The 24030-nt window shown below is 46.2% G+C and carries 23 protein-coding genes; 10 read left to right on the top strand and 13 right to left on the bottom strand.

Annotated features, from left to right (window positions below; all coding sequences use genetic code 11):
* Positions 1-33 precede the first annotated feature (33 nt).
* Entirely contained in the window at positions 34-801 is a 768-nt protein-coding gene (locus tag ICN12_RS04580) for a fumarylacetoacetate hydrolase family protein (RefSeq protein WP_216270992.1), read from the top strand.
* Positions 802-920: 119 nt separating this feature from the next.
* On the opposite strand, the gene ICN12_RS04575 is transcribed toward ICN12_RS04580, so the two are convergent.
* Both ICN12_RS04575 and ICN12_RS04570 read right to left on the bottom strand, forming a co-directional pair.
* On the bottom strand, positions 921-1940 hold the full coding sequence (locus ICN12_RS04575; protein ID WP_216270990.1) for a 2-dehydropantoate 2-reductase: 1020 nt from the start codon (positions 1938-1940) through the stop codon (positions 921-923).
* A gap of 101 nt (positions 1941-2041) precedes the next feature.
* A complete protein-coding gene (locus ICN12_RS04570; protein WP_216270988.1) occupies positions 2042-3457 on the bottom strand; it encodes a high affinity choline transporter 1 in 1416 nt (471 codons plus the stop codon).
* Between the two features lie 108 nt (positions 3458-3565).
* Here ICN12_RS04570 and ICN12_RS04565 point away from each other — a divergent pair, with 108 nt between their 5' ends.
* Positions 3566-4537, top strand: coding sequence for a squalene/phytoene synthase family protein (locus ICN12_RS04565; RefSeq protein WP_216270986.1), 972 nt, complete (start codon positions 3566-3568; stop codon positions 4535-4537).
* 5 nt (positions 4538-4542) lie between these two features.
* Here ICN12_RS04565 and ICN12_RS04560 read toward each other — a convergent pair whose 3' ends face one another.
* Positions 4543-5037 (bottom strand): methylated-DNA--[protein]-cysteine S-methyltransferase, encoded by a 495-nt coding sequence (locus tag ICN12_RS04560; RefSeq protein WP_216270984.1) that lies wholly within the window; start codon positions 5035-5037, stop codon positions 4543-4545.
* A gap of 117 nt (positions 5038-5154) precedes the next feature.
* On the opposite strand from ICN12_RS04560, the gene ICN12_RS04555 reads away from it, so the two are divergent.
* The 6 genes from ICN12_RS04555 to zapD are packed head-to-tail and all read left to right on the top strand — an operon-like array spanning position 5155 to position 10480.
* Positions 5155-6444: an HlyC/CorC family transporter gene (locus ICN12_RS04555; protein ID WP_216270982.1), complete on the top strand. Its 1290-nt coding sequence runs from the start codon at positions 5155-5157 to the stop codon at positions 6442-6444.
* Complete coding sequence (locus ICN12_RS04550) at positions 6441-7511, top strand: GspE/PulE family protein (protein WP_216270980.1); 1071 nt, start codon at positions 6441-6443, stop codon at positions 7509-7511. Before ICN12_RS04555 ends, ICN12_RS04550 begins: the two co-directional genes overlap by 4 nt.
* A 5-nt stretch (positions 7512-7516) precedes the next feature.
* Positions 7517-8575, top strand: a complete 1059-nt coding sequence (locus ICN12_RS04545; protein WP_216270979.1) for a type II secretion system F family protein — start codon at positions 7517-7519, stop codon at positions 8573-8575.
* A 35-nt stretch (positions 8576-8610) separates the two neighbouring features.
* Positions 8611-9075 carry a prepilin peptidase gene (locus tag ICN12_RS04540; protein WP_216862142.1) on the top strand — a complete coding sequence of 155 codons (465 nt, stop codon included), beginning with the start codon at positions 8611-8613 and terminating at the stop codon, positions 9073-9075.
* Positions 9030-9704, top strand: a complete 675-nt coding sequence (coaE, locus tag ICN12_RS04535) for a dephospho-CoA kinase (protein WP_216862141.1) — start codon at positions 9030-9032, stop codon at positions 9702-9704. The genes ICN12_RS04540 and coaE overlap by 46 nt, the downstream gene beginning before the upstream one ends.
* 23 nt (positions 9705-9727) lie before the next feature.
* Positions 9728-10480, top strand: a complete 753-nt coding sequence (zapD, locus tag ICN12_RS04530) for a cell division protein ZapD (RefSeq protein ID WP_216270975.1) — start codon at positions 9728-9730, stop codon at positions 10478-10480.
* Here the strand turns inward: zapD and ICN12_RS04525 are convergent.
* The 5 genes from ICN12_RS04525 to exaC all read right to left on the bottom strand — a co-directional run bounded on the left by ICN12_RS04525 (position 10477) and on the right by exaC (position 15071).
* Entirely contained in the window at positions 10477-10893 is a 417-nt protein-coding gene (locus ICN12_RS04525) for an NUDIX domain-containing protein (protein WP_216270973.1), read from the bottom strand. The genes zapD and ICN12_RS04525 overlap by 4 nt on opposite strands.
* A 14-nt stretch (positions 10894-10907) precedes the next feature.
* Positions 10908-11768, bottom strand: coding sequence for an ATP-binding protein (locus tag ICN12_RS04520; RefSeq protein WP_216270971.1), 861 nt, complete (start codon positions 11766-11768; stop codon positions 10908-10910).
* An 11-nt stretch (positions 11769-11779) separates the two neighbouring features.
* The gene (gene argJ, locus ICN12_RS04515) at positions 11780-13015 is read right to left on the bottom strand and encodes a bifunctional glutamate N-acetyltransferase/amino-acid acetyltransferase ArgJ (RefSeq protein WP_216270969.1); all 1236 of its coding nucleotides are present in this window, start codon (positions 13013-13015) and stop codon (positions 11780-11782) included.
* 80 nt (positions 13016-13095) lie between these two features.
* Positions 13096-13473, bottom strand: coding sequence for a DUF779 domain-containing protein (locus ICN12_RS04510; protein WP_216270964.1), 378 nt, complete (start codon positions 13471-13473; stop codon positions 13096-13098).
* A gap of 77 nt (positions 13474-13550) precedes the next feature.
* Complete coding sequence (gene exaC / locus ICN12_RS04505) at positions 13551-15071, bottom strand: acetaldehyde dehydrogenase ExaC (protein ID WP_216270963.1); 1521 nt, start codon at positions 15069-15071, stop codon at positions 13551-13553.
* A gap of 284 nt (positions 15072-15355) precedes the next feature.
* Between exaC and ICN12_RS04500 the strand changes: the two genes are divergently transcribed.
* A complete protein-coding gene (locus tag ICN12_RS04500; protein ID WP_216270961.1) occupies positions 15356-16492 on the top strand; it encodes a sigma-54-dependent Fis family transcriptional regulator in 1137 nt (378 codons plus the stop codon).
* 6 nt (positions 16493-16498) lie between these two features.
* On the opposite strand, the gene secA is transcribed toward ICN12_RS04500, so the two are convergent.
* Entirely contained in the window at positions 16499-19264 is a 2766-nt protein-coding gene (gene secA / locus ICN12_RS04495) for a preprotein translocase subunit SecA (protein WP_216270959.1), read from the bottom strand.
* A 24-nt stretch (positions 19265-19288) separates the two neighbouring features.
* Here secA and ICN12_RS04490 point away from each other — a divergent pair, with 24 nt between their 5' ends.
* Positions 19289-19822, top strand: coding sequence for a hypothetical protein (locus ICN12_RS04490; RefSeq protein ID WP_255537697.1), 534 nt, complete (start codon positions 19289-19291; stop codon positions 19820-19822).
* A gap of 28 nt (positions 19823-19850) precedes the next feature.
* On the opposite strand, the gene lpxC is transcribed toward ICN12_RS04490, so the two are convergent.
* The 4 genes from lpxC to ftsA all read right to left on the bottom strand — a co-directional run bounded on the left by lpxC (position 19851) and on the right by ftsA (position 24024).
* Positions 19851-20765 (bottom strand): UDP-3-O-acyl-N-acetylglucosamine deacetylase, encoded by a 915-nt coding sequence (gene lpxC, locus ICN12_RS04485; RefSeq protein ID WP_216270958.1) that lies wholly within the window; start codon positions 20763-20765, stop codon positions 19851-19853.
* Positions 20766-20793: 28 nt separating this feature from the next.
* Positions 20794-21294: a peroxiredoxin gene (locus tag ICN12_RS04480; protein WP_216270955.1), complete on the bottom strand. Its 501-nt coding sequence runs from the start codon at positions 21292-21294 to the stop codon at positions 20794-20796.
* A 111-nt stretch (positions 21295-21405) separates the two neighbouring features.
* On the bottom strand, positions 21406-22746 hold the full coding sequence (ftsZ, locus tag ICN12_RS04475; protein WP_216270953.1) for a cell division protein FtsZ: 1341 nt from the start codon (positions 22744-22746) through the stop codon (positions 21406-21408).
* A gap of 48 nt (positions 22747-22794) precedes the next feature.
* The gene (gene ftsA, locus ICN12_RS04470) at positions 22795-24024 is read right to left on the bottom strand and encodes a cell division protein FtsA (protein ID WP_173959480.1); all 1230 of its coding nucleotides are present in this window, start codon (positions 24022-24024) and stop codon (positions 22795-22797) included.
* Positions 24025-24030 lie beyond the last annotated feature (6 nt).

Genomic DNA, 24030 nt, shown 5'->3' with positions numbered 1-24030 from the left:
TTAATTCAAAATTAACAATCGGGAGAATTCATCATGGCCCAGTGGCTCAGATTTCAGCATCAAGGTAAAGCGGGCTTAGGGCAAGTGCAAGGCGATCAGATTGCCGTGTACACCGGCGATCTATTTAACAACCCCCAAGCCACAGGCGAAACCTTAAAACTAGCTGATGTCACCATCGACATCCCGTGCACTCCATCGAAAATGGTTGCTATGGTGGATAACTTCCACGCACTCGTCACAAAGCTAGAGCATGCTGTACCAACGGAGCCTTTGTATTTTCTCAAAGGCAATAATTCTTTCTTGGCAGCCAATCAAGTCATTCGTACCCCAAAGTCGTACACTGGAAAAGTGGTCTATGAGGGTGAGCTTGGAATCGTGATTGGAAAAGATTGTTACGAAGTGAATGAGACTCAAGCAGCTAATGCAATTTTTGGCTACACCTGTATTAACGATGTCACTGCTATCGAGATTCTGAATCGCGATCCTGGATACGCACAGTGGACACGCTCCAAGAGCTTTAATACCTTTGGCGTCTTTGGTCCTTATATCACTACAGATATAGACCCAAGCAAGCTGACAATTAAAACCATATTGAATGATCAAGAGCGTCAAAACTATCCGATCGCCGATATGATTTTCCCACCAGCAAAATTAGTAAGCTTGATTTCTCAAGATGTTCCACTAAAAGCTGGCGACATCATCGCCTGTGGAACCTCTGTAGGTGTTGGTTCCATGAAGCCCGGCAGCAATGTCAGCATCATCATTGAGGGAGTTGGGCGCCTAGATAATCGCTTCGAGTAAGTTAGCTACCGATTCAACATTAAAGCTTCAAAACAAAAAACCTCACCATATTTAGTGGTGAGGTTTATTAATGCCTAGGTACTTTAAATATTGAAGCTAAATATTGCTATAAATTTATTTTAGTAACCTGAAACCGATGGCAATGCCAAGCTACCCTTAGATGCTTGAACGTTCTCATCGAGATACTTCGTCAAAGCAAAAACAGTATTTAAGCAAGGTGTTGGTGTTTCAGTAATCTTGCCAAGTTCAATCACAGAGCCTAACAAGGCGTCAATCTCTAAGCTGCGACCCGCTTCTAAGTCTTGCAACATCGATGTTTTATGTTTACCGACTTTTTCAGCGCCAGCAATACGACGCTCAATGTCCACACGGAAAGTCACACCCAACTTCTCAGCAATAGTTTGCGCTTCGGCCATCATGTTGCGGGCCAATTCTTTAGTGAGGGGATATTGGCAAATGCCTTCCAAGGTGCCATGAGTCAGCGAGCTGATTGGATTGAAGGTCATATTGCCCCAGAGCTTCAACCAAATTTCAGAGCGGATATCTTCTAAGATGGGTGATTTAAATCCAGCAGCCGCCATCATTTCAGATATCTTCTGAATTCGCTCAGTCTGCTTGCCATCCAACTCGCCTAATGGGAAGCGATTGCCCTCGACGTGACGAATCACACCGGGGGCTTGAGTAAAAGTAGCTGGGTACACTACGCACCCAATAATATTATTGGGATTGATTGCCTTCTTAGCAACACCGCCAGCATCTACTGTCTCGACAGAGTAATCCTGATATTCGCCACCCAGCTTCTGGAAGTACCACCAAGGAATTCCGTTTTGCATCGGAATCAAAATGGTTTCAGGACCCATGATTGCAGCAAGATCTTCAATAATCGGCTCAACTTGATGTGCCTTCACAGCCAAAATAACTACATCTGGAGTTTCGGCGTCTGTAATTTTTTCTACTGCTTTTACCTGTGCTACCAAAGGCTCAGGCTGATCATCCATAATTAATGCGAGCCCACGCTCTTTAATCGCAGCCAAAGTAGCACCACGCGCTACGACAGTAACGTCATTGCCCGCTCGCGCCAACATGACAGCAAGGTAACCGCCAATAGCGCCCCCTCCACCGATCACACAGATTTTCATAAGAACTCCATAAAGATAATAAATTTTGAATTAGCGCCATATTAGAGGAGAATATTTTGCAGTGCAACAAAATATTCTGCTTAATTTTTAGGCAGCGCAGATCAATTTGCACTCAGCCTTGTTCTGGGCACCAATCCACCCAAAAGCATGCCCGCAATACTGGCCAAAAGGCCGGCCAATTGAGGTGGAAGAATGGCATTAGGTGCAAGTATTTCGCAGCTAATCCAAACCGTCAGACCACCTACAACAGCTAATAAACCACCCAAAGAATTTGCCTTAGGCCAATAAACCCCAAAAGCAAGCGGCACAAAAGCCGCAACCAAGGTGACCTTATAGGCATTCTCAACCATCTTAAAAATCGATAAATGGGAATTAATTGCAAAAAAGGTAACCACCACTGCAAAGCAGAGCACAGTAATTCGCATTACTTTCAATAAGTCTTGATCAGACAGATGCTTAAAGAAGCCTCTCACAATGTTCTCAGCAAAGGTGACGGAAGGCGCGAGCAAGGTAGCGCTGGCACAACTCTTGATGGCCGACAGCAAGGCGCCAAAAAACATGACCTGAGCAATCAGTGGCGCGTGATTCAAAATCAGTTTAGGCAAAATCATTTGTGGATCCGTATCAAGGTATTGCTTCACCAGATCCGGGCTAATGATGGTTGCTGAGTAAGCTAGGTAAAGTGGGACAAAAGCAAAGATGAAATACAGCACCCCACCTAATAAGGCTGCTTGCACTGCAATGTTGACGTTCTTGGATGAGGTGATACGTTGAAAGACGTCTTGCTGTGGAATCGAACCCAACATCATGGTGCACAGGGCTGCTACAAAGCCCAGAATCGAGGCGAGGTTCATGTCAGGCCAGAAGTTAGAAAACAGTCCAGCGGCAGATGCATGTTCCAGCACTACGCCAATGCCCCCGGTTTGCGCAGTCATCTCACCACCAATATAGAGCATGCCGACCACAATGATGATCATCTGAATGAAGTCGGTAATCGCTACTGACCACATACCGCCAAAGAGGGTATAGATCAGCACGCTACCTGCGCCAATCAACATGCCCCCAGTTTGAGAAATACTGCCATCAGAGACAACATTAAAGACTAAGCCCAAGGCTTTAATCTGCGCAGCAACCCAACCCAAATAAGAAACTACGATACAGAGCGTTACTAAAACCTCTACCGTACGGCCATATTTTTCTCTGAAGAAATCACCAATCGTGAGCATGCGACGGTTGTACAGGTGGCGAGCAAAAAAGAGTCCCACCAATATTAGGCACATAGAAGACCCGAAAGGATCAGAAACAATTCCGCCGAGTCCTTCCTTTAGGAAGGTGGCCGGGATGCCTAAGACAGTTTCAGAACCAAACCAGGTAGCAAACACGGTGGCAGTAACCACGGGCAAAGGAAGGCTGTGGCCAGCCGCAGCAAAGTCAGCGGTATTTTTTACCCGTAGCGCGGCCCAAAGACCAATACCTACCGATACCACCCAATAGATGATGACAAACCAAATCAACATCGCCCAATTTCTCCTTCAGGAATTTGCAGAAATTATATGGCTTTGTCACTTATGTCATTTAATCAATAAGGGGCAAATTTGGGCGCGCCTGTCTGACATAATTCATGGGTGAATTCCAGACTCGAGAGCCCAAACACCGATCTCACCTATCAAAAGGCGATTTTGAGCTCTGTATCGCGGACTTTTGCGCTTACCATCCCCCTGCTTCCCCCCGCTATTGAAGTTGTGGTTGGCAATACCTATTTGCTATGTCGCATCGTCGACACAATTGAAGATGCTGCTGAACTTAGCCCAACAGAGAAGCAAGGCTTATCAAAACTATTTTTAGATGCGGTTCTTGGTGCTATTCCAGTGGCGTCCTTCGTGACGCCCTGCCTAGAGGCCTTGAGGAACTACTCCAATATTGATGAGCTCGATTTAATTGCCCACACCCCAACTGTTCTCCGAATTCTTCACACCTTTCCCGGCAGAGATCAGGCGGCCATTAGCCGTTGCGTTTCAATCATGTCAGATGGCATGTCCCATTTTCATCACCGTCAAACGCAAAATGGCTTGAAAGACTTAGCGGAATTTGAAGAGTATTGCTATGTTGTAGCGGGAGTGGTTGGAGAGTTGCTCACAAGCATCTTTAGTAACCATTCCCCTGAATTTGCAAAACAGATGAATGGGCATGAACAGCTCGCCATCGCTTTTGGTCAAGCCTTGCAAATGACCAATATTCTGAAAGACTCGCCAGAAGATCGCGCACGTGGAGTTTCTTGGCAGCCTGCACAGATGAGCCAGGCCGGACTCCTTAAGATTGCCTACGAAAAACTGCAGGACTCCCTTAGCTATATTCTTCTGATTCCAAAACATGAGATTGGCATGAGGCGATTTTGCTTCCTGGCATTTGGCCTTGCGGTCATGACGCTAGAAAAGATCGCCACTAGAGAAGGGTTTAACAACAAAGCTGAGGTGAAACTCTCCAGAAATGCGGTTTGGATTTTCTATGGTTTTACTAAATTAGCTTCAAACAATGATCTGCTGATGAAGTCTTTCTTTTACCTGGCATCAAGCCACCTTAGAAAACTCTCCAGATAGCGCAACTAAAGCGCGCCCTCATGTTTTAAAAGCCAGATTTTGATCTGACGATAAAAACCAGGACTATCTTCCTTCATAAAACCACCAAGACCTTGCGCAGAAACCACCCTGTGGCACGGGGTGACTAAAGGATAGGGATTGGCACCGCAAGCAGTCCCGACTGCACGGGGTCCACTTTTAATAGCTTTTGCGATCTCACCATAGGTACTCGTCTTTCCCACCCCAATACCTTGAGTAGCATTCCAAACTTTTCTCTGGTGGGCCGTACCAGCAGGCTTAAGTGGCAAGTCAAAAACAAATTCAGCATTATTGAAATACTGATTGCATTGCTTTGTAAACGCCTTCGCCAATGAATTACCCGAAGGGCTCAATGGGGTATTTAGGGGCAAATACTCAATTTTTGAGATCATCAAGCTCCCATCCACCAACTCCGTTTGCACGCCTAAGCGGCCAAAGGGGGCTGATATCACGCAATATTCGCTGGATTTAGAGGTGGGCATGCAGAAGATTCTGACATATATTGAAGAAGGCATTCCAGCGCATTTCTGGTGCGCCTATAGCTAGTGAAATCGCACTTTGCTATATTGGTTGCTCCTGATTCTTTGCGAGCGTAACTAATGGACACCTTTTTTGATGATTGGCCTTTTATTGGCCAAGTCGCACTAGTCCTATTTTTACTCGCACTATCCGGCTTTTTTTCTATGGCCGAAACCAGCATGCTGTCTTCCAACCGTCATCGCCTGCGCGCTATGGCCAATGGCGGCAATGTGGGAGCTGCGCTTGCCGAAAGGCTATTGAAACGCATTGATTCCTTGCTCTCAGTGCTACTCATCTCCAATAACCTCATCAACACTATCCTGCCAATATTGGTCACTGGGATTGCACTCCATATTTTTGGCGATAGTGGCCTCGTGCTATCCATCGCCACCTTAGTCGTTGCCCTGCTGATCATTATTTTTAGCGAGATCACACCGAAAGTGATTGGCGCAGCCTTCCCTGAAAAAATTGCTAGCAATGTTGGCTGGCTCATTCTCCCCCTCACCTTCATACTCAAACCTCTACTGTGGTTCATTAATAGTTTTGTATCTGGATTAATGCGAGTTTCTGGATTACAGACGTCCACTGAAAATAGAGTGATGAGTAAAGAGGAGTTGCGAAGCCTAGTCCTTGAATCCAATCGCTTTGTCTCTGCTCACCATCGCAATATTTTGCTTAATCTATTCAACCTTGAAAATATCTTGGTTGATGATGTGATGACACCCCGCTCAAAGATTGAAGTGCTTGATCTCTCTAGACCAATTGATGAAGTTGTGCAACAACTAGAAACTTGTTATCACAACAAATTGCCAGTCTGCGATGGCGACTCTGAGCGCATTGTTGGAATTCTTTTTGTAAAAAAAGCACTTTCCTTGCTGGGTAATACGGAGCTTCTTCATGAAGACTTTAGGTCTCTACTGAATGAACCTTACTTCATCCCAAGCGGAACCCCTGTTTTGCAGCAGATGCAATTCTTTCAAGATAATCAACAACGTCTCAGCTTGGTAGTGAATGAGTATGGCGAAGTACTTGGTCTTGTTACCTTTGAGGATATTGTCGAAGAATTGATTGGTGAATTTACAACCTCGTTCTCCAACCTCTCCAATGAACCTCACTGGCTTGCGGATGGGACTTACCTGGCTAGTGGAACCGCTTCATTGCGAGATTTAAATCGTCTTCTTAATCTCGACTTGCCGCTGGATGGACCACGAACTCTGAATGGCCTTATCCTGGAAAAACTAGAAGCCATCCCCGATTACGATGTGAGCATTCGGATTGCTGGCGTGGTGATGGAGATCGTTCAGTTCGATGAACATAGCGTCAAAACCGTCAAGCTCTATAGACCTGACATCCAACCGAATCAAGATTGAGCGAGCTACTGCATGACTCTCACATTATTCGGACCTGGCATGAAATCGCTGTTAATGCGCTAAATGCTCGGGCTACCGATATCCATATTGAGGCAAGATCTCAAGAAACCGTAGTACGCGTGAGGATTGATGGCCGCCTCACATTACAAAACCACTACCCCATTGATTTGCATGAGCGCTTAATTACACGCATCAAAATATTAGCGCGTCTCGATATTGCAGAAAAGCGTTTGCCACAAGATGGACGCCTAGCTGTTGGTCACGACTTCAGCCATCCCAATATCGATTGCCGTGTATCCATCCTGCCTACCCTACATGGTGAAAAAGCAGTCATCCGTATTTTGCCCAGTCGACTAGAAGAGCTTGGGTTAGATCAGATCGGCCTACTGCCTGAACAGCTCGAGATATTTCAAAGCGCTATTCATCAAACCAATGGACTCATTCTGGTGACTGGGCCAACAGGTAGTGGCAAGACACGAACCTTGTATAGCTGCTTGAGTGCATTAAACCAAGTGCAACGCAATATTTGCTCTGTGGAGGATCCGATTGAAATCCGGCTTCCTGGAGTGAATCAAGTGGCCTATCATCCAAAAGCAGGGTTAGATTTTCCAACCATTATCCGCGCCCTATTACGTCAAGACCCCGATGTCATCATGATTGGTGAAATTCGTGACGCTGCAAGTGCGCAGCTTGCTATTCAAGCAGCACAAACTGGTCACTTGGTTCTCAGCACCTTACATACGCGTAATGCAATCGGTGCATTACGTCGACTCAAAAGCCTAGGAATAGATCAAGAGTCAGTTGAATCCTGTCTTCGCTGCGTCAGCTCTCAAAGACTGGTTCGAAAACGCTGCGGACAATGTCATCAGACTCCTAAGAAATCAACCTGCCAATTCTGCAAAGGATCCGGGTATTTCGGTCGCATCGGTGTCCATGAAGTATTAGGCAACCAGCAATTGCTTGAATCAACTCAGCAATTAGATCTTTACTCAGCAGGCATGCAATCAGTCAAGGCTGGCTTAATAGATCAGCACTCTCTAGATTCCGAGCTTGGCACTTGGCATTAATCGGAATGTTTTTAAATAAAAAGCTGAGTCAGTCTGAGCAACTGCATTTTGCAGAACAGATGCTCGCCCTTCTTCAAGCAGGACTCCCTTTGCTCAACGCCATTCAACTATTAATTCAATCAGCCCCAAAATCTTGGCAAGGATGGCTGGAAGATGTCCGCGCACTGCTTCAAAAAGGCAATAGCTTCTCTTTTTGCCTAAGTGCGCAAAACGGAAAATTTTCCCAAGAATTTTCGAATCTGATCAGGGTTAGCGAGAGATCGGGCGACCTTAGTTTGGCGTTGCAAACTATTTCTCAACAGCTAGAAGCCCAGATTGAATTACGCAGAAAAGTGCAGCAGTCTCTAACCTACCCTGTAATCACCTTAGCCACTTCTTTCTTGCTGGTACTCGTGATGATGATCTGGGTTGTTCCCGTTTTTAAGGAAGTCTTCGGACATTTTCAGGCGGAGCTGCCCGCACCAACCAGAATGCTGATTGCCATCTCCACTGGGACCCAAGATTACTTTTTAGAAATAGTCTCAGCCGGCCTAATAATGGCCACCGCCTTTTTGTGTGCATGGTTCAAATCAAGTTCCTTACAAAAATACTGCGACACTCTCTTGTTACGCATTCCATTTTTTGGAAATCTATTTAGGCTAGCAACACTCAGTCATTGGTGCCGAACCCTAGGTCATTTATTGGAAACTGGGCTTGCACTACCTGATGCACTAAGAGTGACTGCGCAATCCTCCAATCACTGGGTAAGCCATGACTTTAGCGCTGAAATATTTAAGCACCTCACCCGAGGATGGCCTTTGGGGGAATCACTCAAACGAGCAGACCCTAAGTCACGCCTCCTTGATGTGGAGACCTTATTGCTATTGCACATTGGCGCTGAAAGTGGTGGGTTGGCAGAAATGCTGAATAAGCGCGCCACCACCCTAGGCTCACAACTTAGCAGTCAGCTAAATGCCCTCAGTCAAAGCCTAGAGCCCGCACTTATTCTGTTAGTGGGGGCCATCATTGGCAGCTTAGTCATAATCCTATATCTACCTATCTTTAATTTAGGACAAATCGTTTAGTGGAACCCAAGACAAGCATCTGGATAATTAAATCCTTGTTGATACTGGCTTTGCTTTACTTGGCCTATATCGATTGGCGCACTTTTCGCCTACCTAATGTCATGACGCTCCCCTTGATCCTTCTGGGCATCACTTTTAACTGGGTCTCTGAACTGCGCTTCGCATCACCATCTTCCACAATGCTTGGGGCAGCCCTAGGGTTTGGATCACTGTGGGCATTAAATGCTAGCTATCGCAGACTCAAACACCGCAATGGAATTGGCATGGGTGATGCCAAGCTCTTAGCAGGATTGGGGGCTTGGTTTGGTTGGAGCACTCTCCCCAGCATTCTTCTGATAGCCTGCATCACGGGGCTGGTCGGCGGTATCGCTTGGCTCAAATGGAATCGTCGTGCACTTGAGCAAGCATTTCCATTTGGGCCTTTTTTAGCTATTGCTGGCATTATTGAGCTGTTATGGCCCCAACTGATCCAAACCTTAATCCTGCCCAGGCTGATCTAAAAGCTTTAAAAGGGGTAATACCCTTGATTGGCTTAACTGGTGGAATTGGGTCAGGCAAGACCGCAGTCAGCGACTTGCTGGGAGAGCTAGGGGCTGGGATTATCGATACAGACCTGATTTCTCATCAAATTACCGCCCCTGGTGGCAAAGCCATTCCGTTGATTACCAAGATATTTGGGACTGAATTTATTAATGCCCAAGGCGCCCTGAATCGCCCCAAAATGCGTACTTTAGTCTTTGAAGATCCCCAGGCCAGGCAAGCTCTAGAGCAGATCACCCATCCTTTAATTCAAGAAGAAACAGCTCAGCAGGCTTTTCAACTGGCCAAGTCCGGGGTTCCCTATCTAGTTTTTGTGGTTCCCTTGCTCATTGAATCCGGATTCTGGATAAAGCTCATTGATTACCTTGTAGTGGTGGATTGCCCGGAAGAAACCCAAATACAAAGAGTGATGCACCGCAACAATATGACTCGCCCTGAGGTGGAAAATATCCTTAAAGCGCAAACTAGCCGAGATACTCGTCTAGCCGTCGCTAATGCAGTAATTCAAAATCAGGGGAGCCTGGATGAGCTCAAACCAGAGGTTTTGAATCTGCACCAACAATTACTCAAAATTCAGGAAGAACGCTAGAGTTCGTCATAGAATATAGGCTTGTGATTGTCTACGAATACCCCTTTAATGAATTAGCCCGAAGCATGCTTCGGTTGGAGTATTTGTTCGCCCGCTTCAACCACTTCCTGCGATCTGATGATCCTGAGCTTCACCACAATGCAATTGCCATGTTGTTTGATTTGGGTGACATTGGCTCTCGAGGTGATATCAAGTCTTTATTGCTTAAAGAGTTTGAGCGTCAAAAGTATGCTTTGAATGGCCTGAAGTCTTCCCAAAAAGTGGATCAAGAGGCGCTTTCAAAAACGCTAGCTGAGATTGATAAAGCTGCACTAAATATCAATCAGTCCATGGGTAAACCAAATGCAGTCATCACCGAAAGTGAATGGCTCAATGCGATTCGCACTCGATTAAATATTCCTGGTGGAACAAGTCCAATTGATTTACCGAGCTACCATGCTTGGAAGAATACCGCCTCCACTCAACGTAGAGAGTTGCTAGAAAAATACGTTGCTCCACTTTTGCCATGGCATGAGGCTTGCCAAATCTTCTTGCGCTTATTACGCCAATCTGGCGAAGCTAAAGATGTTGTTGCGCATCAAGGCTCTTATCAACAAGCTCCGTCCGGCAAGGTTTATCAATTAATGCGCATTGCCGTAGAAGATGACACTCTCTTCTCAGAAATCAGCGCTAATAAATATTTATTATCAATACGCTTTCTAAAAGCGGATCGAGATAAAAAACCTCAGATCATCAGCGAGGATGTGCCTTTTAGACTCACCCTCTGCCAGCTCTAAGCCTTTAGTAGCCTGAGTTTTTCCAGCATTGGCCATGCCGCTGGTAATAAAGGCTCCACAGTTGGAGGTGCATCTCCAAGCAATTGCCAAGACAGAGCCTGCCCCTCACACCCTCTAGGTATTCCATTCCATTTCCGAATAATGCTGACATGCAAGCGAACATATGCATGAGGATAGTCGTACTCTAAAACAAGCAACTCTTCACTGGACTCAATATCAATTCCGAGCTCTTCTTGTAGTTCACGTTTCAGCGCTGTAAATACAGACTCACCACTTTCAATCTTACCCCCAGGAACTTCCCAATAGCCCGCATAAGGCTTACCTTCAGGGCGCTGGCCCAAGAGATATCGCCCCTCTGTATCCAATAAGATTCCAGCAGCAACTTCCGTAACGGGGCGATTCAAATCAGTCATGAAGATTAAATAAATTACGCAGCGTGCGTACCAGCCCAATGCTTAGCAAACTGCCAAGCTACACGGCCAGAACGGGATCCGCGCTCTAGAGCCCAAACCAAGGCCTCGGCTCGCGCACTCTCAATCTGCGCATCACTCAATTTAAAATGACGCAACCAATGCGCAACGATTGCAAGGTATTCGTCTTGTTTAGGCGGGTAAAAAGAGAGCCACAAACCAAAACGTTCAGAAAGAGAAATCTTCTCTTCAACTACTTCACCCGGATGTATCTCGCCATCATCGCTATGAGAATAGCTGAGGTTGTCCTTCATATGTTCAGGCAAGAGGTGGCGACGGTTTGAGGTGGCGTAAATCAAAATATTGTCGACTTGGGCAGATATCGAGCCATCCAATGCGGACTTCATCGCCTTGTATCCAGATTCACCCTCTTCAAATGAGAGGTCATCACAAAAAACAATAAAACGTTCTGGCCGATCTGCCAGTAAATCAGTGATGTCTGCCAAGTCGGCTAAATGTTCTTTTTCAACCTCGACTAATCGCAGTCCCTGGTTAGCAAACTCATGCAAACTCGCCTTAATGAGTGATGACTTTCCTGTGCCTCGCGCACCAGTTAGCAAAATATTATTAGCCGGTTTCTTTTGAATAAAGTTTTTGGTATTGTCACGAATAGCGTCACGTTGACGATCAATATTTTTTAGATCGTCGAAGCTAATATCTGCCACATGCTTCACTGGCTGCAGAAATCCAATGCTGCCAAAGATGCTATCGCGACGACGCCATCTAAATGCAGTAGAAGACTTCCACTGCTCCTCAGTTAACTGCTTTGGTAAAAATGTTTCTAGATGACTTAGGAGTTGCTCTAATTTTTCATTCATCTCACGATTTCCTATGAGCGGTAATCAGCATTGATGGAGACATAGTCATGAGACAAGTCACAAGTCCACATAGTCTGTTGCGCCGATCCGCGACCCAAGTCAATCTTGACGATGATTTCTGGAGCCTGCATCACCCTTTGACCATCGGCCTCTTGATATTCAGGATTACGGCCGCCATTCTTAGCGACCCAAACATCCCCAAGCCACATTTGCACTTGGCCAACATCGAGATCACTGATGCCAGCATAGCCAATCGCAGCAAGAATGCGACCTAGATTAGGATCACTAGCGAAGAAAGCGGTTTTCACTAATGGGGAGTGAGCTACGGCCTCAGCCACTAAGCGGCACTCTTCTTCTGTCTTGCCACCCTGCACATCAATCGTAATAAATTTAGTAGCTCCCTCACCATCCCTTACGATCATTTGAGCCAGCTTGCGCGCAAGGTCGATTAAGGCAGTCCGAATCAAGCCATAACTAGGATCATTGGTAGATTGAATCTGAACCGCTGACTGGCCAGTCGCCATGATGATGAAAGAATCATTGGTGGAAGTATCTCCATCAATCGTAATGGCATTAAATGATTGATCGGCAACCTCACGAGTCAAGGCAGTAAGCATGCCTGGCGCAAAACCTGCATCCGTTGCAATGAAGCCCAACATGGTTGCCATATTGGGATGAATCATCCCAGCACCCTTACAGATGCCCGTGATAGTAACCAGACCCGCTGGAGTCTCCACAGTCATGGATGCAGCCTTTGGTTGCGTATCAGTCGTCATGATCGCTTCTGCGGCATCAAACCAATGGTCTTCACCCAAACTAGCAACCGCCTTAGGTAAAGCACCAATCAATTTAGCAATCGGCAGTGGCTCCAAAATCACGCCCGTTGAAAAAGGCAGAATCTGTTCTGGCTTGAGCTTCAATTCTTGAGCAAGTGCTGCACAAGTTGCCAAAGCGTCTTTCATACCCTGCTCACCAGTCCCTGCATTTGCATTTCCAGTATTCACCACTAAAGCACGAATCTCACCTTTAGCACCATCCTGAGCTAAGTGCTCTCGGCAAACCTGAACTGGAGCGGCGCAGAATCGATTTAAGGTGAAGACACCTGCGACTTGCGAGCCTGGAGCCAACATCATCACCAATAGATCTTTGCGATTGGCTTTTTTAATGCCAGCTTCAGCGATACCCATCTGAAAACCTTTAACAGGCTTTAGTTGGTCTTTTTGGGGGAGTGGTAGGTTAACTGTCATAGTCTGACAATTGTAGAGGAGACCTTTGGGAATATCTCGGAAGCCCAAAGCCCCACCAAGATGACCTTTCCAGGCTAAAACTAAGACAGATCAGCGAACACCTGAGCCTCAATTGAGGCCCATTCTTCATCGGTAAAGAGGCGTGAGCGGGTATGAAATGCTTTTCCGGTTGAACCTTCAAGGGAAAAAGTTCCTCCTTGACCTTCAATCACATCCAGAATGAGCTGAGTGTGCTTCCAGTATTCATATTGGAGTTTGCCTATATAGAATGGCACACCCCCCACTTCACCCAACTGAATATCGTAAGGTCCAATAGTTAAGTCTGTTGGTAAATAGCAATTTGCAGCACTGTTGTCACAGCATCCACCAGACTGATGAAATATGAGCTGACCATGCTCAGCTTGCAGCTGCCTAATTAGTGCGAGTGCCTCATCTGTAGCAATTACACGTTCTACCATCGATATTTCCTTGGGAGACTAAATTACACAAAAGGGCGGATTGCTCCGCCCTTTGATAAAAATACGAACTTTTCTGCTTAGAAGAAGCCCAATTTGGATTCACTGTAACTGACCAATAGATTCTTGGTTTGTTGATAGTGATCTAACATGACTTTATGAGTTTCCCTACCGATGCCTGACTCTTTGTATCCACCGAAGGCTGCATGCGCTGGATAAGCATGGTAGCAATTGGTCCATACGCGACCAGCCTTAATGGCACGACCCATGCGATAAGCAACATTTCCATTGCGCGCCCAGACGCCGGCTCCCAAACCATAGAGTGTGTCATTGGCAATTTCCAATGCCTCTGCTTCATCCTTAAAGGTGGTCACCGCCAAGACTGGTCCAAAGATTTCCTCTTGGAAAATTCTCATCTTGTTGTGGCCTTTAAATAAAGTTGGCTGTACATAGTAGCCACCTGCAAGATCGCCCTCTAAATTTGCTTGTGAGCCCCCTATCAATACTTCTGCACCCTCTTGCTTACCCAAATCCAAGTAAGACAGAATCTTGGTCAATTGCTCTTTGGATGCTTGTGCACCCATCATGCTATCCGTGTCTAGTGGATTTACATGCTTGATTGCAGCTACTCGCTTAAGCACCTTCTCCATGAACTTATCATAAATACTCTCTTGAATCAAAGCCCTGGATGGGCAAGTGCAAACCTCGCCCTGATTGAAGGCAAATAACACCAACCCTTCAATCGCCTTATCCAAAAATCCGTCATCTTTATCCATCACGTCTGCAAAGAAAATATTCGGCGACTTGCCGCCTAATTCTAGAGTGGCAGGTATCAGATTATTTGCGGCAGCTTGAGCAATGACTCGACCAGTAGAAGTTGATCCTGTAAAGGCAATTTTTGCGATCCGCTTACTAGTTGCAAGAGGCATACCAGCTTCACGGCCATAGCCATTCACAATATTCAATACGCCAGGAGGCAAGATATCTGCAATCAACTCGACTAAAACCAAGATAGAAACGGGAGTGGATTCTGCTGGCTTTAATACTACACAGTTGCCGGCACCTATAGCAGGAGCTAATTTCCAAGCCGCCATCAGGATTGGGAAGTTCCATGGAATAATCTGGCCAACCACGCCTAAAGGCTCCTGGAAGTGATATGCAACAGAGGTTTCATCAATTTGCGATAAGGCGCCTTCCTGCGCGCGCAAACAACCAGCAAAATATCTGAAGTGATCCACGGTCAATGGAATATCTGCATTGAGTGTTTCGCGGATAGCTTTGCCGTTATCCACTGTTTCAGCATAAGCAAGTAGTTCCAAGTTAGCTTCAATACGATCCGCAATCTTTAATAGAATATTTGCGCGATCAGTTGGGGATGTTTTTCCCCATGCATCAGCAGCCTTGTGTGCTGCATCCAAAGCCAATTCGATATCTTCCGCACTAGAGCGAGCCGCCTGTGTGTAGACCTTGCCGCTAATTGGGGTAATCACATCAAAGTACTGACCTTTCACTGGCGCCACCCACTTGCCACCAATGAAATTATCGTATCGAGCTTTGTATTGAATTTTTGCGCCTTGAGCGCCGGGGGCTGCGTAGATCAAAATCTTCTCCTATTAAGGTGCTTAAGAAATGCCATTTCTTTCTTTCAAAAATGGCCTTAGTGATACTGTGTCCCAAGCTGAAAACTTATTCAATCAAATGCACTGCAGCATTTTTTAAATACTCATAAAAGAGCTGAAAGCGAGGGTAATTCCTGAGAAATAAATCAGGTAAGTGTTCATTTATGTAACACCCTCGAATTGCAACACCATGATTAAGGGTATTGCCTCATTCAATAAACTAAATTTGTTTATATAGTGGTTCTCTAACTTTTTGTGGGCACAAGATGAAAGTTTCTAATCTCCGTGATATCAGAAGAAGCTGGCTTCTTCACGGAGACCCGCCTGCAAATGGTCTTGAGGCTCAGCTAGGCTTGACGGTATATCGCTCTTGGCAAAGATGCCTGCAATCCGGTTTGGATGCCTATCAAAAACAATTGCCTGACAATATTTTAAGTGGCCAAGTATTGCAAACTCGCATTGAACAGCGACATGATTTAATTGCTCTAGCCAAACCAACAATGAACTATTTACATGGCCTGATGTCAGGAAGCGGCGGCGTAATCGTGCTCTCAGATCACCAGGGAGTCATTGTGCATTCAGTTGGAGATGCAGAATTTATCTCTAAAGCTGATCGAGTGCTGCTAAAAACAGGGGCATCCTGGCTGGAAAAACATCGCGGAACTAATGCAATCGGTACAGCCTTAGTAGACAGAGTGGCGGTCTCGGTGAATGGCTCAGAACACTTCTTAGAAAACAATGGTTTTTTGAGTTGCACAGCAGCGCCCATTTTTGAACCGGATGGAAAAATTAGCGGCGTGCTCAATATCTCAACAGATAAAAGCACGCACCATCCTCATACCCTAGGCCTAGTCAAGGCTACCGTTCACTCTCTAGAAAAACAATTATTTTCCGCCAGTGAATTCCAATACGCATTAGTCCTCAAGGTTCACAACAGTCCGGAAGGTTTGGGATCCATAGGTGAAGGAATGATTGGGATTGATGAAAGTGGTACCGTTTTAGGGGTCGATAGAGTTGCCTTATCTCTACTGGAAATGAATGTTCTTGATATTGGGGTAGTCAAGATTCAGCAAATCTTAGATATCTCATTAAACCAACTATTTGATTGCGCAAAAAAAGATAGTGGCAAGATTCATTTAATAAGAACGCGCTGCTCAAAACCTTTATGCTTTAAAGCAAATTTGAGTCAGTCATATGATGGCCATTCTCATGAGTATCAAGAGCCCAAGGGCAAGGATTCATCCAAAAATCTAGCAGAGGATCTAATTGAAACTGGAGCCCTCAAACAACTTTCAAGAATGGCAATTCAGAAAACATTGGAGAAGACCAATGGGAATATCAGTCTTGCAGCCAAGCTATTGAGAATTAGTAGAAATACTTTGTACCGCTATTTAAAGTCGTAACCTTAATTACGCCAGAGCCCCACAGCAGTTCTTATATTTCTTGCCACTGCCACAGGTGCAAGGATCATTACGACCAACCTTAGGGCCAGCGCGCATCGGGGCAGGAGCAATTTCGATTGCCGCACCACGATCGCCAGTTGAGCCAGCAACCTCAAGATCTGCATCCGCGTGCTGATACTGAATATCTGAGAGTTTGGCTAAATCTTCATTCATCGACTCAGAAGCTTCGTCCAACTCACTCGCACTACGGATCTGTACTGTCATGATGTTTTTCACAACATCATTCTTGATGACGCTCAACAACTCACCATAAAGCTCAAACGCTTCACGACGGTATTCTTGTTTTGGATCCTTCTGTGCATAGCCGCGCAAATGGATGCCTTGACGCAGATGGTCTAAAGCTGCCAAATGTTCACGCCAATGCGTATCTAAGCTATAGAGCAAAACAGAGCGCTCAAATCCAGCGAATGAAGCGCGCCCAGAAAGCTCTACTTTTTCATCATAGGTTTCTTTTGCAGCCTCTAATACGCGCTCCACAATCTGCTCATCATCCATAGATGCAGCATTTTCAACCCAGCTTTTCAGGTCAACTGTTAAACCCCAGTCGCTAGCCAACGCATTCTCAAGGCCTACTAAATCCCACTGCTCCTCCATGGATTCAACAGGCACATACAGCGCACAAATAGTGCGTAAAACATCTTCACGCAAATTGGCAATAAGCTCACCAACATCAGCGCTTTCAAGCACTTCATTTCTGAGGCGGTAAGTTTCTTTACGTTGATCATTTGCAACGTCGTCATACTCCAACAATTGCTTACGAATATCAAAGTTACGGCCCTCAACCTTACGCTGGGCAGACTCAATGGAACGAGTCACCATACCCGCTTCAATCGGTTCGCCATCCGGCATTTTGAGGCGGTCCATGACTGCGCGCAAACGATCTCCAGCAAAAATACGCAAGAGAGAATCATCTAAGGAAAGATAGAAACGGGATGAGCCAGAGTCACCCTGGCGGCCTGCACGACCACGCAATTGGTTGTCAATACGGCGACTTTCGTGACGCTCTGTACCAATAATATGCAAACCACCAGCAACCAACACTTGATCATGCAGACTTTGCCACTCATCCTGCAAGATCTTAATCTTGCTAGCTTTGTCTGAGTCTGATAGGCCGTCATCCGCCTGAATCAAAGAAGATTGTTTGCCAACGTTGCCACCCAATACGATATCTGTTCCACGGCCAGCCATATTCGTAGCGATAGTGATCATCTTTGGTCTACCAGCTTGAGCAATGATCTCTGCTTCGCGAGCATGCTGTTTCGCATTCAAGACTTGATGTGGCAATTCGCGCTTATCCAGTAAACCCGCAATCAATTCAGAGTTCTCAATCGAGGTTGTGCCGACCAACACAGGTTGACCACGCTTGTAGCAATCTTCAATATCTTTGATCACTGCGTCGTAACGCTCACGCGATGTCTTATAGATCTGATCTTGACGATCTTTTCTTTGACTAATGCGGTTTGGTGGAATCACCACTGTTTCAAGGTTATAAATTTCCTTGAACTCATAGGCTTCTGTATCAGCAGTACCAGTCATACCGGCTAACTTACCGTACATACGGAAGTAGTTTTGGAAAGTAATCGTGGCTAGCGTCTGATTCTCATTCTGAATCTGCACACCCTCTTTAGCCTCAACAGCTTGATGCAAGCCATCTGACCAACGACGGCCTTGCATTAAACGGCCCGTGAACTCATCAACAATGATGACTTCATTATTTTGTACTACGTATTGTTGATCACGGTTGTATAGAGTGTGCGCACGTAATGCTGCATACACGTGATGCATCAAAGTAATATTTTGTGGAGCATATAGGGAGTCACCATCATTCAAAGCACCAAGCTCCACTAGGACTGTCTCAGCTTTGTCGTGCCCGCGCTCTGTTAAATACACTTGCTGGGACTTTTCATCTACCCAATAATCGCCCGGCTTTTCAACGCCAGTACCATCGGCTTTTTCTTCGCCGATCTGACGCTCTAAATAAGAGGGCAATGCATTAATCTTGATATAAAGGTCAGTGTGATCTTCAGCCTGACCAGAAATAATCAATGGGGTACGCGCCTCATCGATCAAAATTGAATCTACCTCATCGACAATCGCATAAGCTAGGCCACGCTGTACACGTTGACCTAAATCTTGAACCATGTTGTCGCGCAGATAATCAAAACCAAATTCATTATTGGTTCCGTAGGTAATATCAGCGGCATAAGCTTCTTGCTTAGTTGTGTGATCCATCTGAGATAGATTCACGCCAACCTTCATACCTAGGAAGGTATAGAGGGTCGACATCCATTCAGCATCGCGCTGCGCCAAGTAATCGTTCACGGTAATAACATGAACACCCTTACCGCTTAATGCATTTAAATAGACAGGTAGGGTTGCAGTTAAGGTCTTACCTTCGCCAGTACCCATTTCAGCAATCTTGCCTTGATGCAATGCCAGGCCACCCATCATTTGCGCATCAAAATGGCGCATCTTCATTACACGCGTGCTAGCTTCTCGAACGACTGCAAAAGCTTCTGGCGCTAGGTCATCCAATGACTCGCCCGCAGCTAAACGCGACTTGAACTCAGCGGTTTTTGCTTGCAGTGCGGCATCATCCAAAGCTTGCAGGCTAGGCTCAAAAGCGCTAACTTTGGCAACGACTTTGCGATACTGTTTTAAGAGGCGGTCGTTACGACTGCCGACCAGGGTTTTAAGAAGACCGATTACCATGGGATATTGAAGTAAATTAAGTCCTTGAGTTTATCACCCGCACCTTCTTTTTATATGAACTTTGCCCCTAAACCCCCTCGCACGAAAGCCGCCCATGAGTGGCTGGACTACTTGCGCGATTCAGAGGGTCTTGGGGGAATCTTGGCTAAAACTGAAGACTTAGCCAAGCTCAAAATTGCCCTAAGAGGCGCTCTATCTGAGCTGGATCTAGAAAACTTTGCTCAAAAAATTGAGGCTGGATGGCGGTCTGGCGGGCAAAATGAGCTATTTTTGCTAGTTAACGGAGCTAGCATAGCCACCCGTTTACAGCAAGTTTTACCTAGCCTAATCAATGAGTTATCTAAAAAAGGGGTGATTTGCTCGACAATCAAAGTACGCCTGAAACCTGCCCCACCCACCTGGGAAATTAAGCCCCGGGAGGGGGGCCAGGTTAGCCAAAAACCACAAGGTTTTAATGCCGTAGCAAGAGCCTCTTGGGAATCCTTGCTCGAGAAATTGGCGCCAGATTCTGATCTGCGCAAGGCCGTTGAACGCCTTCTGCAAAGTAAACCTAAATAATCTGAACTGGGTATTAAAAAGCAGGAATTTAAATAAAGAGTGGCTGACTCTCTTTGGAATAAGCCGCAGGGGCCTTATTTTCTGGAAAACTACTAATTTCGTAAGAGCTAGGGTCTTCCAAAAGTTTTCGCAGCAGAGCGTTATTGAGTGCGTGCCCGGATTTTTCAGCGACATAGGAGCCTACGATCGGGTGTCCGACTAAATACAGATCACCAATGGCATCCAAAATTTTATGGCGAACAAACTCATCTTCATAACGCAACTCTTCATTATTCAGAATACGGTGCTCATCGAGCACGATTGCGTTGTCTAAACTACCACCGCGTGCCAAACCCATTTCTCGCAAGGCCTCAACCTCGTGAGCGAAACCAAAAGTGCGTGCGCGTCCAATTTCACTACGATAAGCATGCTCGGCAAAGTCCACCACAAATCGCTGCCCCGTTTTATCTACCGCTGGATGTTTGAAGTCAATCGTAAAGTCGAGCTTATAGCCAAAGAATGGCTCTAGACGCGCTAACTTGTCGCCTTCTCGCACTTCTATTGGCTTTTTAATCACCACAAATTGCCGTGGCGCCTCTTGCTCAGCAATGCCCGCCGATTCCATTAAGAATAAGAATGAGGCAGCGCTACCATCCATGATAGGAACTTCTTCGCCATCAAGCTCAATGAGTAAATTATCAAGTCCTAAACCTGCGCAAGCGGAGAGCAAATGCTCCACAGTGGAAACGCGTACCCCATCTTTTTGAATTACTGAGGCCAAACGAGTATCGCAAACCGCCAGAGCAGTAGCCGGCACAACCGATTGCTCTGGGGTATCTACACGTACAAATAAGATTCCTGAGTTCGCCGGCGCAGGCTTAATAGATAAAGTCACCTTGCGCCCAGAGTGCAAGCCAATCCCCACGGTTTTAATCTGAGTGGCGATTGTGCGTTGCTTCATCATGGTCTTATCTAAACTCAGGAATTATTTCTTAAAGCTGTTTCAACACTGAAGCAGCATCACTTACTTCAAATTTACCAGGCGCTTCACGATCTAAAGTTTTTACTACGCCATCTTCAACGATCATGGCGTAACGGTCTGAACGAACACCAAAACCACGAGTGGCCAAATCCAATTCCAGACCAAGCTTCTTGGTAAATTCAGCGCTACCATCGCCCAACATGCGAATCTTGTTTCCTACTTTTTGATCGCGTCCCCATGCACCCATAACAAATGGGTCATTTACTGAAATACACCAAATCTCATCAACACCTTTTGCCTTAATCGCATCAAAGTGCTCAACATAGCTAGGAACATGCTTAGCTGAGCAAGTCGGTGTAAATGCGCCTGGCAGTGCAAAGATCACTATCTTTTTGCCGGCAGTAAGTTTTTCAACTTCGAATGCGTTTGGGCCAATAGCGCAACCTTCGCTCGCTTCATCTAAAAACTCATAAAGAGTAGCGTTTGGTAATTTTTGTCCGACTGCGATCATAAAGTCTCCAATGAAATAGTTGTCATGAGTATGCCAACGCTAGCGCGGGATTCGTCGTCCGGAGGGGCGCCGCGCTGGCATTCTGCACAAGCTATTGTATTGAGCAGTGGTTTAGTCTGCTTGCTTACGTAAAAAAGCTGGGATTTCGTAATAATCAGCCCCTTTATCCAACATGGTTTTTGCCTGTGGCGAGCTATCAGCGCCTAATTTAGGGGCTGGTGTAGCTTCACGCGAACTACGGAAAACACGTGGCAAATCATATTGGCTGTAATCAACACCACTAGTTGCTGGTTGAGGAGCCATTGATGGGGCGCTGCCTGCGCCAGTCATTGCCAAGCCAGCGCTAGTACTCAGAGCAGATTCCAAACCACCTTTGCTAATTGCTGCAGATGCGCTTGCAGGAGCAAAACTGTTTAAGTCCGCCATTGTTGGCATGGCATCATGCGTACCAGTAGCCTGTCTCCAAACTACTTCTGGCTGATGGTTTTGGCGTGCTTGTGGATTATTTAATCCAGTTGCTACAACAGTAACGCGCAATGCATCACCTAAAGTCTCGTCATAGACAGTGCCGAAAATTACGGTAGCGTCATCAGCAGCATAGCCACGAATTGCGGCCATGACTTCACGAGTCTCAGATAATTTCAATGAACGGCTAGCAGTGATATTGACCAATACGCCACGCGCACCAGAAAGATCCACACCTTCGAGCAATGGTGATGCAACTGCGGCTTCCGCAGCCAAGCGTGCACGATCCATACCAGAAACAGTAGCAGTTCCCATCATCGCCTTACCTTGTTCGCCCATAACTGTTTTCACGTCCTCAAAGTCGACGTTAATCAAACCTTGTACGTTAATGATTTCTGCAATACCTGAAACAGCGTTATGCAAAACGTCATCAGCGCAAGCAAAGGCTTTATCGAACTCCGCATCCTCACCCATCACCTCGAAGAGTTTTTCATTGAGAACAACAATCAACGAATCAACATAAGACTCGAGCTCAGCAGCACCATTTTCTGCAACCTTGAGACGCTTTACACCCTCAAAGTCAAAGGGCTTGCTAATAACACCAACCGTCAAAATTCCCATCTCTTTAGCAACTTGGGCAACGATTGGCGCTGCGCCAGTGCCTGTGCCACCACCCATACCAGCAGTGATAAACACCATGTGTGCACCTTGCAATGCATCTGCAATACGGGCACGTGCTTCTTCAGCAGAGGCCGCACCGATTTCTGGTTTAGCACCAGCACCGAGTCCGCTAGAACCTAGTTGCAAATTCACAGATGCCTCAGAACGCTGTAAAGCGCCAGCATCGGTGTTCATGCAAATAAATTCTACGCCGTTTACACCGCGATGAATCATGTGCTGTACGGCATTGCCGCCAGCGCCACCGACTCCAACCACTTTAATGATGGTTTTGCCGGCTGTTTCTTGATCTAACATTTCAAATTCCATATACCCTCCTAGGTAATAAAGTTACTACATTGACGACGACGAAAAAACTTAAAAATTTCCTGCGAACCATTCCTTCATACGCGAAATCACACTTTGCAACGCGCCTGACTGAGATACTCGACGGCCACGCAACAACTGCGCCTGACCTTCCATTAATAAACCGATGCTGGTAGCAAAACGTGGGCTACGTAAGACTTCATGCAGATGCCCGCGATACTCAGGTGTACCAATTCGCGCAGGGCGTAAGAACACTTGCTCAGCAAGCTCAACCATTCCAGGCATCAAAGAAGTGCCGCCGGTCAGCACGATGCCAGAAGACACCATATCCTCATAACCTGAGTCACGCACAACACCGCGCACTAAGGTAAATAACTCTTCAACACGTGGCTCAATCACGGCAGCCAATGCCTGCTTAGACATGGGGCGGGGCTCACGATCGCCTACGCCTGGTACATCAATCATGGTGGTCGGGTCAGCCATATCCTGGCGAGCAATACCGTATTGAATCTTGAGATCTTCCGCATCAATAGTTGGCGTGCGCAATGCCATCGCAATGTCATTGGTAATTTGATCGCCCGCAATCGGAATCACCGCAGTATGGCGAATGGAACCTTGGCAGTAAATCGCGATATCCGTTGTACCACCACCAATATCAACCAAAACTACACCTAGCTCTTTTTCATCCTCAGTAAGAACGGCTAAGCTCGATGCCAGCGGTTGCAAAATCAAATCATTCACTTCCAGACCGCAGCGCCGTACGCACTTCACAATATTTTGTGCAGCACTAACCGCACCAGTAACAATATGTACCTTTACCTCAAGACGCAGACCGCTCATACCGATTGGTTCACGCACATCCTCTTGTCCATCAATAATGAATTCTTGAACCAGGATGTGAAGAATCTGTTGATCTGTTGGAATGTTGATTGCTTTGGCCGTTTCCAGGACGCGCTCAACATCTCCAGCACTCACTTCTTTATCGCGAATAGCCACCATACCGCTGGAGTTAAAACTCACGATGTGATTTCCAGCGATACCAGTAAATACCTGAACGATCTGGCGATCAGCCATAACTTCAGCCTCTTCAAGCGCCTTCTGAATAGACTGAACCGTTGCCTCAATATTGACAACAACACCCTTCTTCAATCCCTTGGATGCGGTTTGCCCAACACCAACAACGTTAAATTGCCCGTCAGGCGCCAATTCAGCAACCAAAGCAACCACCTTAGAGGTTCCAATATCTAATCCGACCAATAAATCGCGGTTGTCTTTACTCATTCTCAT

The organism is Polynucleobacter sp. AM-25C3 (assembly GCF_018882335.1).
Taxonomy (GTDB): domain Bacteria; phylum Pseudomonadota; class Gammaproteobacteria; order Burkholderiales; family Burkholderiaceae; genus Polynucleobacter.
The sequence above is the reverse complement of the archived record's forward strand: the minus strand, read 5'-3'. Positions and strand labels throughout refer to the sequence as shown.

What these genes read in the sequence shown, in the direction of transcription:
- ICN12_RS04510 (WP_216270964.1), bottom strand. Translation starts at nt 13,473, where the DNA reads ATGGTAGAACGTGTAATTGCTACAGATGAGGCACTCGCACTAATTAGG.
- lpxC (WP_216270958.1), bottom strand. Translation starts at nt 20,765, where the DNA reads ATGATGAAGCAACGCACAATCGCCACTCAGATTAAAACCGTGGGGATT.
- ICN12_RS04480 (WP_216270955.1), bottom strand. Translation starts at nt 21,294, where the DNA reads ATGATCGCAGTCGGACAAAAATTACCAAACGCTACTCTTTATGAGTTT.
- ICN12_RS04575 (WP_216270990.1), bottom strand. Translation starts at nt 1,940, where the DNA reads ATGAAAATCTGTGTGATCGGTGGAGGGGGCGCTATTGGCGGTTACCTT.
- argJ (WP_216270969.1), bottom strand. Translation starts at nt 13,015, where the DNA reads ATGACAGTTAACCTACCACTCCCCCAAAAAGACCAACTAAAGCCTGTT.
- ICN12_RS04545 (WP_216270979.1), top strand. Translation starts at nt 7,517, where the DNA reads ATGTTTTTAAATAAAAAGCTGAGTCAGTCTGAGCAACTGCATTTTGCA.
- ICN12_RS04555 (WP_216270982.1), top strand. Translation starts at nt 5,155, where the DNA reads ATGGACACCTTTTTTGATGATTGGCCTTTTATTGGCCAAGTCGCACTA.
- ICN12_RS04570 (WP_216270988.1), bottom strand. Translation starts at nt 3,457, where the DNA reads ATGTTGATTTGGTTTGTCATCATCTATTGGGTGGTATCGGTAGGTATT.
- ICN12_RS04500 (WP_216270961.1), top strand. Translation starts at nt 15,356, where the DNA reads ATGAAAGTTTCTAATCTCCGTGATATCAGAAGAAGCTGGCTTCTTCAC.
- ICN12_RS04580 (WP_216270992.1), top strand. Translation starts at nt 34, where the DNA reads ATGGCCCAGTGGCTCAGATTTCAGCATCAAGGTAAAGCGGGCTTAGGG.
- ICN12_RS04525 (WP_216270973.1), bottom strand. Translation starts at nt 10,893, where the DNA reads ATGACTGATTTGAATCGCCCCGTTACGGAAGTTGCTGCTGGAATCTTA.
- ftsA (WP_173959480.1), bottom strand. Translation starts at nt 24,024, where the DNA reads ATGAGTAAAGACAACCGCGATTTATTGGTCGGATTAGATATTGGAACC.
- ftsZ (WP_216270953.1), bottom strand. Translation starts at nt 22,746, where the DNA reads ATGGAATTTGAAATGTTAGATCAAGAAACAGCCGGCAAAACCATCATT.
- coaE (WP_216862141.1), top strand. Translation starts at nt 9,030, where the DNA reads ATGGCCCCAACTGATCCAAACCTTAATCCTGCCCAGGCTGATCTAAAA.
- secA (WP_216270959.1), bottom strand. Translation starts at nt 19,264, where the DNA reads ATGGTAATCGGTCTTCTTAAAACCCTGGTCGGCAGTCGTAACGACCGC.
- ICN12_RS04520 (WP_216270971.1), bottom strand. Translation starts at nt 11,768, where the DNA reads ATGAATGAAAAATTAGAGCAACTCCTAAGTCATCTAGAAACATTTTTA.
- ICN12_RS04560 (WP_216270984.1), bottom strand. Translation starts at nt 5,037, where the DNA reads ATGCCCACCTCTAAATCCAGCGAATATTGCGTGATATCAGCCCCCTTT.